General features: G+C 68.8%; 18 protein-coding genes and 1 tRNA gene. 9 read left to right on the top strand and 10 right to left on the bottom strand.

The genetic code is table 11. The features are described from left to right. The first annotated feature begins 66 nt into the window (after positions 1-66). On the top strand, positions 67-915 hold the full coding sequence (locus H293_RS0115510) for a nucleotidyltransferase domain-containing protein (RefSeq protein ID WP_020118778.1): 849 nt from the start codon (positions 67-69) through the stop codon (positions 913-915). Here the strand turns inward: H293_RS0115510 and H293_RS0115505 are convergent. From H293_RS0115505 to H293_RS57260, 4 genes are all read right to left on the bottom strand, one after another. Then, positions 912-1,742: an MBL fold metallo-hydrolase gene (locus tag H293_RS0115505; RefSeq protein ID WP_020118777.1), complete on the bottom strand. Its 831-nt coding sequence runs from the start codon at positions 1,740-1,742 to the stop codon at positions 912-914. The two genes, H293_RS0115510 and H293_RS0115505, sit on opposite strands and share 4 nt — an antisense overlap. Further along, a complete protein-coding gene (locus H293_RS0115500; protein ID WP_020118776.1) occupies positions 1,739-2,608 on the bottom strand; it encodes an NUDIX hydrolase in 870 nt (289 codons plus the stop codon). The genes H293_RS0115505 and H293_RS0115500 overlap by 4 nt, the downstream gene beginning before the upstream one ends. 517 nt (positions 2,609-3,125) lie before the next feature. After that, complete coding sequence (locus H293_RS0115495) at positions 3,126-3,605, bottom strand: RidA family protein (protein WP_020118775.1); 480 nt, start codon at positions 3,603-3,605, stop codon at positions 3,126-3,128. Next, the gene (locus H293_RS57260) at positions 3,602-3,766 is read right to left on the bottom strand and encodes a DUF4177 domain-containing protein (protein ID WP_007383662.1); all 165 of its coding nucleotides are present in this window, start codon (positions 3,764-3,766) and stop codon (positions 3,602-3,604) included. The genes H293_RS0115495 and H293_RS57260 overlap by 4 nt, the downstream gene beginning before the upstream one ends. 118 nt (positions 3,767-3,884) lie before the next feature. On the opposite strand from H293_RS57260, the gene bagA reads away from it, so the two are divergent. Both bagA and bagB read left to right on the top strand, forming a co-directional pair. After that, positions 3,885-4,862 carry an ATPase BagA gene (gene bagA, locus H293_RS0115485; RefSeq protein WP_020118774.1) on the top strand — a complete coding sequence of 326 codons (978 nt, stop codon included), beginning with the start codon at positions 3,885-3,887 and terminating at the stop codon, positions 4,860-4,862. Further along, the gene (gene bagB, locus H293_RS0115480) at positions 4,859-6,328 is read left to right on the top strand and encodes an ATPase BagB (RefSeq protein WP_020118773.1); all 1,470 of its coding nucleotides are present in this window, start codon (positions 4,859-4,861) and stop codon (positions 6,326-6,328) included. Before bagA ends, bagB begins: the two co-directional genes overlap by 4 nt. Positions 6,329-6,442: 114 nt before the next feature. On the opposite strand, the gene wblA is transcribed toward bagB, so the two are convergent. Then, positions 6,443-6,781, bottom strand: a complete 339-nt coding sequence (gene wblA / locus H293_RS0115475; protein ID WP_020118772.1) for a transcriptional regulator WblA — start codon at positions 6,779-6,781, stop codon at positions 6,443-6,445. A gap of 507 nt (positions 6,782-7,288) precedes the next feature. Between wblA and H293_RS0115470 the strand changes: the two genes are divergently transcribed. Beyond that, a complete protein-coding gene (locus tag H293_RS0115470) occupies positions 7,289-9,553 on the top strand; it encodes a transglycosylase domain-containing protein (RefSeq protein WP_020118771.1) in 2,265 nt (754 codons plus the stop codon). A 114-nt stretch (positions 9,554-9,667) separates the two neighbouring features. Here H293_RS0115470 and H293_RS0115465 read toward each other — a convergent pair whose 3' ends face one another. After that, positions 9,668-10,132: a GatB/YqeY domain-containing protein gene (locus H293_RS0115465; protein WP_020118770.1), complete on the bottom strand. Its 465-nt coding sequence runs from the start codon at positions 10,130-10,132 to the stop codon at positions 9,668-9,670. Positions 10,133-10,265: 133 nt separating this feature from the next. Here H293_RS0115465 and H293_RS0115460 point away from each other — a divergent pair, with 133 nt between their 5' ends. From H293_RS0115460 to H293_RS0115450, 3 genes are all read left to right on the top strand, one after another. Beyond that, positions 10,266-11,192 (top strand): metallophosphoesterase, encoded by a 927-nt coding sequence (locus H293_RS0115460; RefSeq protein WP_020118769.1) that lies wholly within the window; start codon positions 10,266-10,268, stop codon positions 11,190-11,192. Between the two features lie 92 nt (positions 11,193-11,284). Next, positions 11,285-12,070, top strand: a complete 786-nt coding sequence (locus H293_RS0115455) for a Pr6Pr family membrane protein (RefSeq protein WP_028807879.1) — start codon at positions 11,285-11,287, stop codon at positions 12,068-12,070. Positions 12,071-12,104: 34 nt separating this feature from the next. Continuing rightward, positions 12,105-12,178 (top strand) — tRNA-Pro (locus H293_RS0115450). Positions 12,179-12,371: 193 nt separating this feature from the next. Here H293_RS0115450 and H293_RS0115445 read toward each other — a convergent pair. Genes H293_RS0115445 through H293_RS0115435 form a run of 3 tightly spaced genes read right to left on the bottom strand, consistent with a single transcriptional unit; the run spans position 12,372 to position 14,911 of the window. Further along, a complete protein-coding gene (locus H293_RS0115445) occupies positions 12,372-12,791 on the bottom strand; it encodes a type II CBASS E2 protein (RefSeq protein ID WP_020118767.1) in 420 nt (139 codons plus the stop codon). Further along, entirely contained in the window at positions 12,763-13,911 is a 1,149-nt protein-coding gene (locus tag H293_RS0115440; RefSeq protein WP_199790166.1) for a nucleotidyltransferase domain-containing protein, read from the bottom strand. The genes H293_RS0115445 and H293_RS0115440 overlap by 29 nt, the downstream gene beginning before the upstream one ends. Beyond that, the gene (locus H293_RS0115435; RefSeq protein WP_078612588.1) at positions 13,901-14,911 is read right to left on the bottom strand and encodes a CBASS cGAMP-activated phospholipase; all 1,011 of its coding nucleotides are present in this window, start codon (positions 14,909-14,911) and stop codon (positions 13,901-13,903) included. The genes H293_RS0115440 and H293_RS0115435 overlap by 11 nt, the downstream gene beginning before the upstream one ends. A 155-nt stretch (positions 14,912-15,066) precedes the next feature. On the opposite strand from H293_RS0115435, the gene H293_RS0115430 reads away from it, so the two are divergent. Both H293_RS0115430 and H293_RS0115425 read left to right on the top strand, forming a co-directional pair. Then, positions 15,067-16,092, top strand: a complete 1,026-nt coding sequence (locus H293_RS0115430; protein WP_020118764.1) for an XRE family transcriptional regulator — start codon at positions 15,067-15,069, stop codon at positions 16,090-16,092. 146 nt (positions 16,093-16,238) lie between these two features. Then, entirely contained in the window at positions 16,239-16,664 is a 426-nt protein-coding gene (locus tag H293_RS0115425; RefSeq protein WP_158694421.1) for a hypothetical protein, read from the top strand. On the opposite strand, the gene H293_RS54830 is transcribed toward H293_RS0115425, so the two are convergent. Next, positions 16,654-16,942 (bottom strand): transposase (locus tag H293_RS54830; RefSeq protein WP_199790165.1); only part of this gene is annotated, 289 nt, incomplete at its 5' end. The genes H293_RS0115425 and H293_RS54830 overlap by 11 nt on opposite strands.

The raw sequence follows: 16,942 nt of genomic DNA, 5'->3' as shown, positions 1-16,942 counted from the left end.
CCCACACGGCCCGCCCAGGGCCGTAAATGAGCTGCCCACGGTCCCACCCCCGGGCAAATTGATCGCATGGCCGCCGAAACAGTTCCCCCCGTCGCCCCCAAGGGACTCGATGCCCAGGGCCACATCGAACGCGAGGGCTCCCTCGGGCGGATCCCGCAGCCCTTCCGCCCGGTCGTCGCCGCCGCCCGCGACCGGGTGCTGGACCTGTTCGGGCCGCGGCTGCACAGCGCGTACCTCTACGGCTCGATTCCGCGCGGCACCGCGCGCGTGGGCCGCAGCTACCTCGACCTCCTGCTCGCCCTGCGGGACGAGCCGACCGACGCGGACCGGGAGGGCCTACGGGAACTCGGGGAGGCCCTGGACAAGGAGTTCCCGCAGATCGACGGCGTCGGAACGCTGCTGTACGGCCGAGACGTCCTGCTGAGCGACCTGGAACGCCACGACATGGGCTGGTTCGTGGCCTGTCTGTGCACCCCGCTGCTGGGCGACGACCTGGCGGAGTACCTGCCGCGCTACCGCCCCGACTCCCTCCTGGCCCGCGAGACGAACGGCGACCTCGCCGCCCTGCTCCCCCGCTGGCGCGAACGGATCGGCACGGCGGACTCGGACAAGACCCGGACCCGCCTCGTCCGCTTCATCTCCGGCCACCTGGTCCGCACCGCGTTCACCCTGGTCATGCCCCGCTGGAACGGCTGGACGAGCGACCTGGGAGAGATGGCGGAGGTCTTGGCCGCGTACCACCCGGAGCGCGCCGGCCAACTGCGAACGGCGTCCGCCCTGGGCCACACCCCGACCGCCGACCTTGCCGTACTGCGCACGTATGTCGACGACCTCGGCCCCTGGCTGGCAGCCGAGTACGCGCGCGTGCACGGCGTGAAGACCCCTGGAGGAGCCCTTTCGACGAGCCCGCGCTAGATGAGCCCGTGCTCCTCCAGATACTCCAGCTGGGCGCGCACCGACAGCTCGGCGGCGGGCCAGAGCGACCGGTCCACGTCCGCGTACACGTGCTCTACGACCGCGTCGGGCGTCCGGTATCCGTTCTCCACGGCCGTCTCGATCTGGGCGAGCCGATGGGCCCGGTGGGCGAGATAGAACTCGACGGCACCCTGGGCGTCCTCCAGGACGGGCCCGTGGCCCGGCAGGACGGTGTGGACGCCGTCGTCGACCGTGAGGGACCTCAACCGCCGCAGGGAGTCCAGATAGTCGCCCAGGCGGCCGTCGGGATGGGCCACGACGGTCGTACCCCGCCCCAGGACGGTGTCACCGGTCACGACGGCCTGATCGGCCGGGAGATGGAAGCACAGCGAGTCCGCGGTGTGCCCGGGTGTGGGCACGACCCTGAGCTCCAGCCCGCCCACGCGCACCACCTCCCCCGCGCCCAGCCCTTCCTCCCCGAGCCGCAGCGCGGGGTCGAGAGCCCGCACCTTGGTGCCGGTCAGCCCGGCGAAACGGACGGCGCCTTCCGCGTGGTCGGGGTGGCCGTGGGTGAGCAGCGTGAGCGCGACGCGCTTGCCCGCCGCCTCGGCGGTGTCGACGACGGCACGCAGATGCCCCTCGTCGAGCGGACCGGGATCGACCACGACCGCCAGTTCCGAATCCGGCTCCGACAGGATCCAGGTGTTGGTCCCGTCCAGGGTCATCGCGGAGGCGTTGGGCGCGAGGACGTTGACGGCCCGTGGGGTGGCGGGGCCCGAGAGGACCCCGCCCCGGGGCTGGCCGGGCAGGGCTGCGGCGTCGGTCATGCGGAGGCTCCACCGGTCGGGATGTGTTTGGTGAACTCGTCGTGTCCCGGCCAGGAGAGCACGATCTCGCCGTCCACCAGCCGGGCCTGCGCGAGCACAGGGGTCAGATCACGGTCGGGCGCGGCGGCGAGCGCGCCGGCGGCGGTGCCGTACTCGGTGAGCTGCCGCAGCGTGGCGATGGTGGGCGGCATCATCAGCAGCTCGCCCTTGTCGTAGCCGTCCGCCGCGTCCTCGGGCCTGATCCACACCGTACGGTCGGCCTCGGTGGAGGCGTTGCGGGTGCGCTGCCCCTCCGGGAGGGCGGCGACGAAGAACCACGTGTCATAGCGGCGGGGTTCGAACTCGGGCGTGATCCAGCGCGTCCAGGCCCCGAGCAGATCGGACCGCAGCACGAGTCCCCGACGCTCCAGGAACTCCGCGAAGGACAGCTCCCGCGCCACGAGAGCGGCCCGGTCCGCCTCCCACTCCGCGCCCGTGGTGTCACCGACCACCGACTCGGCCGTCGGCCCGGCGAGCAGCACGCCCGCCTCCTCGTACGTCTCCCGCACGGCCGCGCACACGATCGCCTGAGCCGTCGTCTCGTCCACCCCGAGCCGAGCCGCCCACCACGCGCGCGTGGGGCCCGCCCAGTGGATCTGGTGCTCGTCGTCACGGGGGTCGACGCCACCGCCGGGATAGGCGTACGCGCCACCGGCAAACGCCATGGAGGCCCGTCTGCGCAACATGTGCACGACAGTCCCGGCCGGCCCGTCCTTCAGCAGCATCACGGTGGCGGCGCGTCTCGGCACGGCCGGCGCGAGCGAGCCGTCCGCGAGCGCACGGATACGGTCCGGCCATTCCGCTGGGTACCACTGCCCGTTTGCCATGGCCGGAGGCTAACTCCTGGGGCGCAGATGTTCGAGGGCCGGGCACCTCTGAGGGCACCGGGCCAGGTTGTCGGGCGGCCACGGGTGCGTGGGGGCTGGTCACGCAGTTCCCCGCGGGCAGCTGCGCTGGGCTTGGGCGGGGCGCCTACGGAGGTGCCGGGTCAGGTTGTCGGGCGGCCACGGGTGCGTGGGGGCTGGTCGCGCAGTTCCCCGCGCCCCTGGGTGGGTGCAGTCACCGGCGCCACGACGGGCCGTTGGCCGCGTACGGCGGGCAGGGGACGGGGTGGGGGGTGTCCGCCCGCAGCGGCCGGCGTCCCCCCGCCACCCCCACCGCACATAACACCCGCCCCCCGCGGCGCCCCCCCCCCCCCCCCCCCACGCGCTACACAAGCCCCCACCGGACCCGCAGCTGCGCCGCAGGCATCAGGGGCGCGGGGAACTGCGCAAAAACGCCCGCCCCCACCAACCCGCACCCACACCCGCACCCACACAAGACCCCGCTCAACCGCCGGAGGCGTCACGCCTCAGCGATCAGCTCCACCTGCACCTCAACCTCAACCGGCGCATCCAGCGGCAGCACAGCCACCCCCACCGCACTACGCGCGTGCACACCCGCCTCGCCAAGCACCTCGCCCAGCAACTCGCTCGCCCCGTTGATCACACCCGGCTGTCCCGTGAAGTCCGAGGCCGACGCCACGAACCCCACGACCTTCACCACACGCGCGATCCGGTCCAGGTCACCGGCCACGGACTTCACCGCCGCCAGCGCGTTCAGCGCACACGTGCGGGCCAGCTCCTTCGCCTCCTCGGCCGTGACCTCCGCGCCCACCTTCCCGGTGACCGGAAGCTTCCCGTCGACCATCGGCAGCTGACCCGAGGTGTACACGTACACACCCGACTGCACGGCCGGCTGGTACGCGGCCAGCGGCGGCACCACCGCCGGCAGCGTCAGCCCCAGCTCCGCGAGCCGCGCCTCGACCGCCCCGCCCCCGCTCACGCGGCCTTCTCCCGCTTCAGGTACGCCACCAGCTGCTCGGGGTTGTTCGGCCCGGGCACGACCTGCACGAGCTCCCACCCGTCCTCGCCCCAGGTGTCCAGAATCTGCTTCGTGGCGTGGACGAGCAGCGGCACGGTCGCGTATTCCCACTTCTTGGTCATGCGGCCGACTTTAGCCGCTGCTCACCCCCGGCTTTCAGGCGCTGCTCCCCACAGCCGGTACCCGCGTTATCCACAGCCTCCTGCTTAGGTTCGCCGCCGACTGGTTACGCTCGAATACGTGAGCAGGCTCCAGGTCGTCAGCGGCAAGGGCGGGACCGGAAAGACCACGGTCGCCGCAGCCCTCGCGCTGGCCCTCGCCACCGAGGGGAAGCGGACGCTTCTCGTCGAGGTGGAGGGTCGCCAGGGAATCGCGCAGCTCTTCGAAACGGAGGCGCTGCCCTATGAGGAGCGGAAGATCGCCGTCGCTCCAGGGGGCGGGGAGGTGTACGCACTGGCCATAGACCCCGAACTGGCCCTTCTGGACTACCTCCAGATGTTCTACAAACTCGGCGGAGCGGGACGCGCCCTGAAGAAGCTCGGCGCGATCGACTTCGCGACCACCATCGCGCCCGGCCTCAGAGACGTCCTCCTGACGGGCAAGGCGTGCGAGGCGGTCCGCCGCAAGAGCAAGTCCGGCCGCTTCGTCTACGACTACGTCGTGATGGACGCGCCCCCCACGGGCCGTATCACCCGCTTCCTGAACGTCAACGACGAGGTCGCGGGACTCGCCAAGATCGGCCCGATACACAATCAGGCGCAGGCCGTGATGCGGGTGCTGAAGTCCAAGGAGACCGCCGTCCACCTGGTGACCCTCCTGGAGGAGATGCCCGTCCAGGAGACCGCGGACGGCATCGCCGAACTGCGGGCCGCCCAACTCCCCGTGGGCCGGATCGTCGTGAACATGGTGCGCCCGGAGGTGTTGGACGGCACCGATCTGGAACTCGTAAGAACCACGCCGCGTTCAGCCGTGGCGAAGGCGCTGTCCTCGGCCGGCCTCGGCGGCGCCCGCCGCGGGGGCAACGCCGAGAAGCTCGTCGACCCGCTGGTCCAGCAGGCCGAGGAGTACGCCGAGCGGTACGCGCTGGAGCACGAACAGCGCTCGGTCCTCGGCGAACTGGGGCTGCCGCTGCACGAACTGCCCTTGCTGACCGAGGGCATGGACCTGGCGGGTCTGTACGAACTGGCCACCGAGCTGCGGAAGCAGGGGATGTCATGAGTCCGGACGCCGACCGGCACAACCGAACGCCCCACAATCCGCACCCGGACCGCCATCACCGCCTCACCCCCGCGCCGGTGCTCGACCTCGACCCCCTCATCGACGACCCGAAGACCCGGATCGTGGTCTGCTGCGGCTCGGGCGGCGTCGGCAAGACCACGACCGCCGCGGCCCTCGGGCTGCGCGCCGCCGAGCGGGGCCGCAAGGTGGTCGTCCTCACCATCGACCCGGCCCGCCGGCTCGCCCAGTCGATGGGCATCGACTCGCTGGACAACGTCCCGCGCCGGGTGAAGGGTCTCGACGACTCCGCGAGCGGCGAACTGCACGCGATGATGCTCGACATGAAGCGCACCTTCGACGAGATCGTCGAGGCGCACGCGGACGCCGAGCGGGCCGCCACGATCCTGGCCAACCCCTTCTACCAGTCGCTCTCTGCGGGCTTCGCGGGCACGCAGGAGTACATGGCGATGGAGAAGCTCGGGCAGTTGCGGGCCCGGGAGGAGTGGGACCTGATCGTCGTCGACACACCCCCCTCCCGCTCCGCCCTCGACTTCCTGGACGCGCCGAAGCGGCTCGGCTCCTTCCTCGACGGAAGGCTCATCCGGATGCTCACCGCCCCGGCCAAGCTCGGCGGACGGGCGGGGATGAAGTTCCTGAACGTCGGGATGTCGATGATGACCGGCACCCTCGGCAAACTGCTGGGCGGTCAGCTCCTCAAGGACGTCCAGACGTTCGTGGCCGCGATGGACACGACCTTCGGCGGCTTCCGCACGCGCGCGGACGCGACGTACAAGCTGCTCCAGGCGCCCGGGACGGCGTTCCTGGTGGTCGCGGCCCCGGAGCGGGACGCGCTGCGCGAGGCCGCGTACTTCGTGGAGCGGCTGGCCGCGGAGCGCATGCCGCTCGCCGGTCTGGTGCTCAACCGGGTCCACGGCAGCGGCGCCGAACGGCTCTCGGCCGAGCGGGCGCTCGCCGCCGCGGAGAACCTCGAGACCGCGGAGGGCCCCGAGAGCCCCGAGACCGCCGAAAATCCCGGGGCCGTGGAAAATCTTGAAGAGCCCCGCATTGTCGATCAGGAGGGCGGGAAAGCTGGACTTCGTAACTCTTCCGACACGTACGGCAGTTCAGAATCTCCCGCTTCCGAGGCCCCGGCTCCTGACGAAGGCTCCCCCGCCCACTCGGAGAACCCGAGCTCGAAGCGCACGGAGAAGGAGCGGTCCGCCCATCCGGCTGACCGGTCCGTCGACCAGCTCACCGCGGGCCTGCTGAAGCTGCACGCCGACCGTATGCAACTGCTCTCCCGCGAGCAGCGCACGCGTGACCGCTTCACCGCGCTCCACCCCGAGGTGGCGGTGGCCGAAGTGGCCGCGCTGCCCGGCGATGTGCACGACCTTGCGGGACTGCGGGACATCGGAAACCGGCTCGCGGCAGGGCAGCCGGAGCTGCCCGAGACTGCCGTCGACTGATCCGAGTCGACCGACTTGAGTCGGTTGACCCGAATCGGCTGACCTGGGTCGGCTGACCCGAGGGGTGCGTCCCCTCAGCAGGGGTGCGTCCCCCTCAACGGGGCGTGTCCCCGCTCAGCCCACCGCCGCGTAGTTCTCGTAGATCTCGTCGTCTTCGAGCGGCAGGATGCCGACCCCCCGCTCGTACTCGACGCGTGCCGTCTCCAGCAGCCTGCGCCACGACGTCACCGTCGGCCGCCGACGCAGCAGCGCGCGGCGCTCGCGCTCCGTCATGCCTCCCCACACGCCGAACTCGACGCGGTTGTCCAGCGCATCGGCGAGGCACTCCGTACGCACCGGACATCCGGTGCACACCGCCTTCGCCCGGTTCTGCGCTGCTCCTTGAACGAACAGTTCATCCGGATCGGTAGTGCGGCAGGCCGCCTGCGCACTCCAGTCGACTACCCAGCCCATACCGGCGCCGTCCTCTCCCGAATCGAGGCTCCCCCACGGCGGCAGCGGCATATTCACCGCCGCCAGTTGAGGACGTTACGGAAGGGAGGCACAGCGCAACACCCCCTTCGGGCCCAATCTTGAATGGCCCGAACGGACTATGCGTAAGCGGCAGATCACCCGGGGGAGTGAGCCCGCGACATACATGACTATCCCGGCAAACCAGGACACTTGTCTTGCGTCACAACGGGCACCTGATGACACACGAGGCGGATTCGGACACGTCCCCACCAAAAAAGTCGGGGAACCTCCGGAACGATTCGGGGTCGCCGGACGTATTGATACGTGGCCCTACTGCTGTGACAGTTGAGAGCAGCTTAGGCCAAGGCCTGTGCGCGTGTCCGGCGAATGAGAAGGTAGGGCGCTCCTGTCGCCATGCCCGCTCCGGGGCGGTGGTGCCCGCTTCCGTCGCCATGCCGTGACATGGGCTCGCCCTGAACGCTCATGAGTACGGATTAGGCTGCCCCTATGTCGAAGAAGCGCTCGGGCGGCGGTCTGTCGCCCACGCAGCAGGCCGCCAAGTTCCTCGGTGTCAGTGTCCTCGCGGGAGCGGTGATGGCCGGCATCGCGCTGCCCGCGGCCGGCGCGCTGGGGCTCGCGGCCAAGGGGACGGTGGAGAGCTTCGACGAGCTCCCGACCAACCTGAAGACCCCGCCGCTGAGCCAGCGCACCACGATCCTCGACAGCGAGGGCGGCACCATCGCCACGGTGTACTCGCGCGACCGTACGGTGGTCGATCTCAAGAACATCTCGCCGTACATGCAGAAGGCGATCGTCGCGATCGAGGACTCCCGCTTCTACCAGCACGGCGCGGTCGACCTGAAGGGCGTCCTGCGCGCGCTCAACAAGAACGCCCAGAGCGGCGGGGTGGCCCAGGGCGCCTCCACGCTGACGCAGCAGCTCGTGAAGAACGTCGCGGTGGAGGAGGCCGGTGACGACCCGACGAAGGTCGCCGAGGCCACCCAGCAGACCATCGGCCGCAAGATCCGCGAGCTGAAGTACGCGATCCAGCTCGAAGAGGAACTCGGCAAGAAGAAGATCCTCGAGAACTACCTGAACATCACCTTCTTCGGCCAGCAGGCGTACGGCGTCGAGGCCGCCGCCCAGCGCTACTTCTCGCGGCACGCCAAGGACCTCGACCTGGAGCAGTCGGCGCTGCTCGCGGGCATCGTCCAGTCCCCGAGCCGCTACGACCCGGTCAACGACGAGGCCGAGGCGACCAAGCGCCGCAACACCGTGCTCCAGCGCATGGCCGAGGTCGGTGACGTCTCCCAGGCGGAGGCCGACAGGGCCAAGGAGCAGCCGCTGGGCCTCAAGGTCAGCAAGCCGAAGAACGGCTGCATCACGGCGGTCAAGGGCGCCGGCTTCTTCTGCGACTACGTCCGTGAGGTCTTCCTGACCGACCCGGTCTTCGGCAAGACGAAGGAGGCCCGCGCCAAGGTCTGGAACCAGGGCGGTCTGACGATCCGGACCACGATGGACCCGCAGGCCCAGAAGTCGGCCCAGAACTCCATCAAGGAGCACGTCTACCAGAGCGACGAGGTGGCCACCGCCGCGACCATCGTCCAACCCGGCACCGGCAAGATCCTCGCGATGGGCCAGTCGCGGCCGTACGGCATCAACAACAAGAAGAACGAGACGACGCTCAACCTCTCGGTCAACTCGGACATGGGCGGCGGCGCGGGCTACCAGCCCGGATCGACGTTCAAGCCGATCGTGGCCGCGGCCGCCATAGAGGGCGGCACACCGGCGACGAAGATCTACCCCTCGCCGTACAAGATGGACTACCCGGCCCCGGTCCAGGAGTGCAACGGCGGTGTCTGGAACGAGAAGGGCGTCCCGGTCACCAACGAGAACACCTCCGAAAAGGGCCCGTACGACATGAAGACGGCGACCGCCAAGTCGGTCAACACCTACTACGTGTCGTTGATCAGCGACATCGGCATCTGCCCGGTGACGGAGATGGCCGCGAAGATGGGCGTCCAGCGCGCCGACGGCCGCAAGATCCAGCAGGCCCCGTCGATCGCCCTGGGCACCCAGGAGATGTCCCCGCTGACCATGGCGAACGCGTACGCGACCTTCGCCTCGCGCGGGATGTACTGCACCCCGGTCGCGATCGAGTCGATCACCCAGCGGGTCGGCGAGAAGTCGAAGTCCCTCCGGGTCCCGAAGTCGACCTGCTCGCGGGCGATGTCGGAGAACACCGCGGACACCATCAACACGCTCCTCAAGGGCGTGGTCGAGGACGGCACGGGTTCGAAGGCGGGCCTCGGCCCCAGCCGTGACAGCGCGGGCAAGACGGGTACGACCGACGAGCGCTACGCGGCCTGGTTCGTGGGCTACACGCCGAACATGGCCGGCGCGGTCTGGGTCGGCGACCCGGCGCACAAGCGCAAGATGCAGTACATCCGCATCGGCGGCGAATGGAACGAGAAGGTGTTCGGCGGCCAGGTCCCCGGCCCGATCTGGCGCGACATGATGAGCGGCGCCCTGGAGGGCAAGGACGCCCCGCAGTTCAACACCGTCTACATCCCGGACATGCCGAAGAAGGAAAACCCCGGCAAGGGCCACGACGACGGTGACAACGGCGACAACCGCGGGAACGACAACGGCGGCAACGACAACGGTGGGAACAACGGCAACACCACCTTCCCGACGCCGACCTTCTCGATCCCGGAGGGCTTCATCCAGGGCAACGGGAACGGCAACGGAGGCGGAGGCGGGCGCGGCTGACGCCCGCAGGCCTGCGTACGGATGAGAGCCCGGCCCCGCTGAACACGCGGGACCGGGCTCTCGTACGACTGTCGGTTGTACGACTGTCGGCTGTACGGCTGTCGGCTGCTGTTCTCAGCCGGCCAGGTTCTTCTTCACCGCGGCGGCGACGCGGCCGCCCTCGGCCAGGCCGGCCACCTTCGGGTTCACGATCTTCATCACGGCGCCCATGGCCCGCGGCCCCTCGGCACCGGCCGCCTTCGCCTCCTGGACGGCCTGGGCGACGATGTCGTTCAGCTCCTCGTCGCTGAGCTGCTGGGGCAGGTACTCGGCGAGAACCGCGCCCTCCGCCTTCTCCCGCTCGGCGGACTCGGCACGACCACCCTGAGCGAAGGCGTCCGCGGCCTCGCGGCGCTTCTTCGCCTCCTTGGTGATCACCTTCAGCACCTCGGCATCGGAGAGCTCACGCTTCTCCTTGCCCGCGACCTCCTCATTGGTGATCGCGGCGAGCGTCATCCGGAGCGTCGAGGAGCGCAGCTCGTCGCGCCCCTTGATCGCGGCGTTGAGGTCTTCCTGCAGCTTCGACTTGAGCGTGGTCATGGGGGTGATTGTCGCAGGTGTGGGGGGCGGGGTGCCCGTGCATTAACGACGGAGCTCAGTGGGGTGGGGGCGGGCGTTACGGGACGGCGGGCGCCCGGTCAAGGAGGTGCTCGGGATCTGACACGATGGAGGCATGCGCTCGCGATACGGAGTTCCCCTGGGAATCGCGGCGGTTGGCGCCGCCGGTCTCGTCTACTCGGCGGGTTTCGAAGCCCGTTCCTTCCGGCTGCGACGAGTGACGGTCCCCGTCCTGCCGCCCGGCATGCGCCCCTTGCGGGTGCTCCAGGTCTCCGACATCCACATGGTCGGCGGCCAGCGCAAGAAGCAGCGATGGCTGCGTTCACTGGCGGGCCTGCGCCCCGACTTCGTGATCAACACGGGCGACAACCTCTCGGACCCGGAGGGCGTCCCGGAGGTCCTGGACGCGCTGGGCCCGCTGATGGAGTTCCCGGGCGCGTACGTCTTCGGCTCCAACGACTACTACGGCCCCACGTTCCGTAACCCCGCCCGCTACCTGTACGAGAAGGCCCAGGGCCGCCACGGCCTGAACGGCAACGCCCCCGCCGTAGGGGTCACCCACAACCCGTGGGAGAACCTGCGGGACGGCTTCGACGCGGCGGGCTGGCAGAACCTCACCAACACTCGGGGCATGCTGAAGATCGAGGGCGTGTCGGTCGAGCTGACCGGCCTGGACGACCCGCACATCAAGCGGGACCGTTACGCCGAGGTGGCCGGCGGCCCGTCGAGCGCGGCGGACTTCTCGATGGGCGTCGTGCACGCGCCGTACCTGCGCGTCCTGGACGCGTTCGCGGCCGACGACTACCCCTTGATCCTGGCCGGCCACACCCACGGCGGCCAGCTCTGTCTCCCCTTCTACGGCGCCTTCGTCACGAACTGCGACCTGGACACCGACCGGGTGAAGGGTCTGTCCCGGCACACGGCGGAGGGCAGGACGTCGTACCTGCACGTGTCGGCGGGCTGCGGCACCAGCCGCTACACGCCGGTGCGGTTCGCGTGCCCGCCGGAGGTGACCTTGCTGACGCTGGTGGGCAGGGAGTAGGAGGGCGCGGGAAGCGTTGGGGCGTGTTGAAGCGCTCACTCACACGGCTCGCCCGTATCGCCCCTTTTGCCTGATATGCCTACCGTGAAGGCATGACCGCGCCAATACCGAGGGACATCCCGGACCTCCCCGCCCTCCCGGGCATGCCCGCATTCCTGCCCTCGCCCGTCCCCGCCACGGCGGTGGTGGCTCCCGTACGCCATCCCGTGACCGCCGCCTACCGGGTGCTGGTGGCCCTGGTGGCCGCGGGGACAGTGACCGTCGAACTGCTCCTGGGCAGCACCGTCCGCACCCTGAGCTATTTCTCGGTCCAGAGCACGATCCTGCTGACGATGGTGCTCCTGCTGTCGGCGCGCAGGGCCTGGACCGCCCGCCGCCCCCTCCCGTCCGCTCTGACGGGCGCGGCTCTCCTGTACGTCACGATCACGGCCCTGGTCCACCACGTGCTGCTGGCGAACGCGGCGAGTCCCTTCCTCCTGACCGGCGAGGCGGCGCACCCGACGGGCTGGCACGCGGTGACCGCCCATCTCCTGCACACGGCGATCCCCGCGGCGGCCCTGGCGGACTGGCTCCTGCTGACACCCCCCGGCCGCCTGCACCTGCGCCAGGCGGCGACGTGGCTGCTCTACCCCCTGGCGTACCTGCTGTTCTCCTTCACCCGGGGCGAACTGATCCCCCCGGGCACACCGGGCCGCTACCTCTACCCCTTCCTGGACGTCGACCTTCACGGCTACAAGAACGTCCTCGGCAACGCCCTCCTCCTCGGCCTCTCCTTCTACGCCCTCGCGATCCTCCTGGTCGCCCTCGACCACGTCCGCCCGAACCCCACCCGCCACCGCGCCAAAACCGGATTTCGTCTCCAGCCACCGGTGGGCTAAAGTAAACGACGTCGCCGCGACGAGCAGCGACAATCGGGGTGTAGCGCAGCTTGGCAGCGCGCTTCGTTCGGGACGAAGAGGTCGTGGGTTCAAATCCCGCCACCCCGACAGTGAAGTACCAGGTCAGGGGCCTGATCCGCTTAGCGGGTCGGGCCCCTGAGTGGTTCCGGGGGCCGTTTTGGGAGCCATTTGGGAGCCGAGTTCGAAATCCCGCTCCCGAACGGCCGGGCCGCAAGATCAGGTGTACGGTCAGCGCTCACCACGCAGTGAGGGGTCAACATCACCCCCTCCCTTGCGCTTCCTATTGGGCCCGTGGCACCGCGTAGTCGTGTCCGCTGCCAGCCCAGCGCCCCGTGACCCGCCACAGTTCGTAGTGCAGGAGCCACTCCGAGGCCCACGGCAGGATCGTGTGTGACAGGAGCATGTGCTCCTTCCACTCCCCCGGCAGGTGCAGGCAGAGGTCGCCCCCAGGATAGACGTGCGGCAGGGCCGTGGCTCGTGGATGCAGAGTCAAGGGCGGGTCGATAACCGTTACGCGCGGTCGATGCCGGTGCCGGTAGGCGATCCGCACCGTGTAGCACTGGCTGGCGGGGGTGGGTTGCAGGGCGACCGTGCAGGCGAGTTCGCCACCACGCACGGTTCCCTGTGCCTCGGGAAGGACGGCCCTGATAGAGGCCAGCTGGAGGCCGAGGTTAATCGCGCGGGTGGGAATGCTGGCCATGGAAGGTGTGCTCCCGCTTGCGGGGCCCGGTCGCGGACGCAGATAGCAGTCCTGTGGCACCCATCCGATGGTTGGTGGCACTCCCCATACGGGCGGCGTAGCGCTCGTAGGACCGGAGCATGGGGTCGTGTTGGAAGGATTTGACGAGGCGGTCAAAGACGGCGGGCAGGCCCTTACCTTCCATGCCGGCGAGTTCGGTGACGGTCGTGGCGATCTCGTCGAACCAGGCGTGGAAAGCTCTCCGCCGCTCGGGGTACTCGTTCCACTTGTCGGTGAAGTTCTCTTCCTCATGTGCCGGGTTGGGCACCCACCACTTGCCGTCGCGCTTCTCGATGAAGCCCGTCATGTTGTCCAGCACGCTGCGCACAGCGGTGAACAGATCCTCCTCGCCGGAGTAGGCATGTCCGGCGAGCGTGGTGATGAGGATGGACGGGGGGCGGTTGTCGGAGTCCTCCGCGAACTTGATCATGCAGTGCCATTTTAGGATCTGCACGACGCGCTGCAGCGGGCTGCGGACCGGCCAGGTCGGGACGTCCGCGACGCTGGCGTGCCGCTTGTCCAGGATCTGAAGGGACAGTTCTGAGCGCTGCCGGAACCAGTCCGCGTATCCGATGGGGTTACTGCGTTGCCATTCCCAGAGGTCCTTGTCCGTCAGGCGGATGCCGGTGGGCTGGTGGTCCTGGTCCGGGATGGCGGGCAGGACGTCAAGGTGGAAGCCCGGATACCCCAGGGTCCAGCAGCGACGACGGGGTTCGAGGGTCTCTGGGCCGTCGGTGTCGCCCTGTTCCTGCTTCCACTGACTGTAGGCGGTCAACTGGTCGCCGACTCGCTGCTTGAGCTTCTCTTGCGTCGTGCTCTCGTGGTGCAACGGCAGCCAGCAGACCAGGTCGATGTCGTACTCGCCGCTGGGCGTGCCAGGGCGGACGACAGTACCCAGACGGAAGGAGCCCTGGGGGTAGATCTGCCACCCCGGGCTGCCGTGCTCGGCGAGCCAGGTTCCGACCTCCTCGTAGCGTCCGACGGCGTTGTCATACAGGTCGGGGGAGATGTCGAGCACCTCCACAGCGCCGTCGAGCAGCATCGACAGCATTTGATCGAGCGAGTCCACGTCATTCCTCACTTGCGGGGTAGTACGGAACGAACACCGGGGCACGGTGATCGCAGAACATGCGGTGGACAGTTGGCGAGGCGTCGCGACTGACGTGGCCGGCGAGTCCGTAGAGGGTCTCGGTGTTGACCTTGTCCAGCACGACGGCGCCGGTCGGCACCGTCGGATTGAGGCGGAGCACGTTGGACTTCCCGACGAAGTGCTTCACCTGCTTGGCGGCGCTCTCGCTTTGTGCCCGCATGAGCACCTCCACCGCGTCGCTGGCCCAGGGCAGCAGACCGCCGCGATCAAGACGGCGATGGCGGCTGCGAACGTCCATCGTGGTTCCGAGGCTGAACACCCGGATCGACTTGTGTGGAACGGAGAGCGGCCCCACCGCCTCGGTCAGCGCGACCATGGTCGGGTTGTTCGCCCACACCCCGCCGTCGATGAGCCGCGCGCCGTCCAGCGGCATCCCGGGCAGGTAGGTCGGCGCGGCGGAGGTGGCGAGTGCGACGTTCACGGCCTTCTCGCGCCAGTCCCGTTTCAGGGTGGGCAGGTGCGGGGTCCGGAAGAGGTAGACGTCATCGGCGGCGATGTTGTACGAGGTGATCACGAGCCGCTTGGTGCTCTCACCGAAGGTTCGGTCGCCGAACACCTCGGTGAGCGCTGCGGCCAGCGGCTCGGAGCCGTACTTCGCCCGCATCAGGTGCCGGATACCGCGCATCCGGCTGCGATCTCGGAAGATCCGCGGGCCGTGCTCCGTGTAGAAGGTGAGGATCTCCCGGGGGGACAGCCCGAGGCCGAGACCCAGCGCGATGATGCCACCCGTCGAGGTGCCTGCGATCAGGTCGAAGTGATCGACGATCCGAGTGCCGAGATCCTCCTCCAAGCGGGTCAGGACCGCCGCGGAGAACATGCCTCGAAAACCTCCGCCATCCAAGGCCAAGATCTGGAAACGCTCTGTCAGTTCAACCGCCCCCAGCGCTGCAGCCCACAGAAGATCCGGCCCGGCGGGCCGGATCTCCACCATCGAGTGTACTTAATATCACGGCACTGTTTTCCGCGCGGCCTTCTACACTCAGATCGTAGTGCTTATGCCCGTGGCGCCCCCCGGAGGCGTGCGCGGCTTTCACGATCCGCCAATATGTGGGGACCAAGATCAGGCAAGGGCAAGCAAGGGGAGAGATGAACACGCAGGCGTTCGAGCGCACTCGACTTCGAACAGCCCGCGAGTTGGCCGGGCTAAGCCAGGCGCAGCTGGCTCGAGAGGCAGGGCTCACGCCTGCCGCGATCAGCCAGTTCGAGAGCGGTTCGGCGCGCCCAAGCCCGGAGACGGTCGGAATTCTGGCCAAGATCCTCATGGTGCCCGCCGGGTTCTTTCATGAGGCGATGGTCGAGAGTCATGAGGGCTTCTTCCGGTCGCTGCGCAGGACATCGGTAGTCGACCGTCGCCGTGCCCGGGCAATCGCTCACGTTGCCCACGACCTCGCCGTCCGGGCCTCGGCCGCGCAACGATTCTGTGCGGGTGATGTGCCGATGATTCCGGTGAGTGGGCTTGAGGCTCCAGCAGCCGAGATCGAGCAGACCGCGGCCAGGGTTCGGGCCATGTGGGGAGTATCACGGGGCCCGGTTCCCAATGTCGTCGAGCTTCTGGAAGCGCACGGAGTTGCCGTGATCCGTCTTCCCCTGGACAGTGCGGACGTTGATGCCTTCTCCCTGCCCTTCGCCGACCACCCGGTCGTCGTTTTGGGCACCGACAAGAACGACCGCGCTCGATCCCGGTTCGACGCCACGCACGAGCTCGCCCACCTGGTGATGCACGGTGAGCAGATCTGGGGTGTCAAAGAGGTCGAGACCCAGGCACATCAGTTCGCGGCAGCTTTCTTGATGCCTGCCGACGACATCCACGACCAGTTGCCCACCACGGTCGACTGGTCGACCTTGTTCGAACTTAAGCGGTTCTGGCAAGTGTCCCTCGCCGCCTTGCTGATGCGCGCACGGACACTGGGCCGCATCAGCGACGGCACCTACCTGACGGCTGTCAAGGCGGCGTCCGCCAGGGGGTGGCGCCGCGTGGAACCCGTCCCCCTCGGCCGACCGGAGCAGCCAACACGGCTCCTGGACTACCTCGCTTCTCCTGAGAGCAGCCTTGCGCGAGCCGTCCTACCCCCGCAGATCATAGAGAGCATCGGAACAGCGTCAGCTGCGTAACCGCAGTACCACCTCCCGCGGCCAGCCCTCATAGGAGTGCCCTCGGCCGTAGGGAGTCGTGAGTCCGGCACCAGTGACTGTGCGCTTCCCCATACCCGCGGCCCTGACTTCCCGAAGGCTGGGCCCGATCTCCGAGGAGGTCAGTGTTGCCCAAGCCCGTAGGCAGGTACGTCTACTGGTCCGAGCGGCTCGTCGGCGAGGTCATCGATGACAACGGAGTCCGGCTCGACCCCCGCGTCAAGTCCGCACTCAAACTTGGGGTGGCCGGCAGTGGACTCGACCTGACCGGTCGCGACCAGGAGAAAACCAGCTTTGAGATCGCCGAGAAGCTCAAGAAGAAGCTGCGCAGCCACATGGTCTCGGACCTCGACACTCCTGGCCCGCTTCGGCTTGTGCGGGGAGAGAGCTGGGTTGAGGTAGCGGAGTTCCAACGGTGGGACGCTGGCCTGGAACACACCCTCGTCCAGCGAACAGCTGTTATCCACGCTCAGACCGTCACACGGGGGGTCACGTCCGCGGGAGTGGTGTATCGACGGCCACTCGGTGATCTCTTCTTTGAGGCTATGCGGTGAGTTCGGTGGGCACGACGGTGTCGTCGTTTTCTGACTCGATCGGGTGGAGGCGGGCCTTGGCGAGCAGGTCGAGGCCCATGTAGCGGCGGGCTTCGGTCCACTCGTCGTTCTGCTCGGCCAGGACCGCGCCGACGAGCCGGATGAGGGCGGTGCGGTCGGGGAAGATGCCGACCACGTCGGTGCGGCGGCGGATTTCCTTGTTCAGCCGTTCCTGCGGGTTGTTCGACCAGATCTGCCGCCAGATCTCACGCGGGAACGCGGTGAACGCCAGCAGGTCG

This window comes from Streptomyces canus 299MFChir4.1 (assembly GCF_000383615.1).
Classification (GTDB): domain Bacteria; phylum Actinomycetota; class Actinomycetes; order Streptomycetales; family Streptomycetaceae; genus Streptomyces; species Streptomyces canus_C.
Note: the sequence above shows the minus strand (reverse complement) of the source record. Positions and strands in the feature narration are given on the sequence as shown.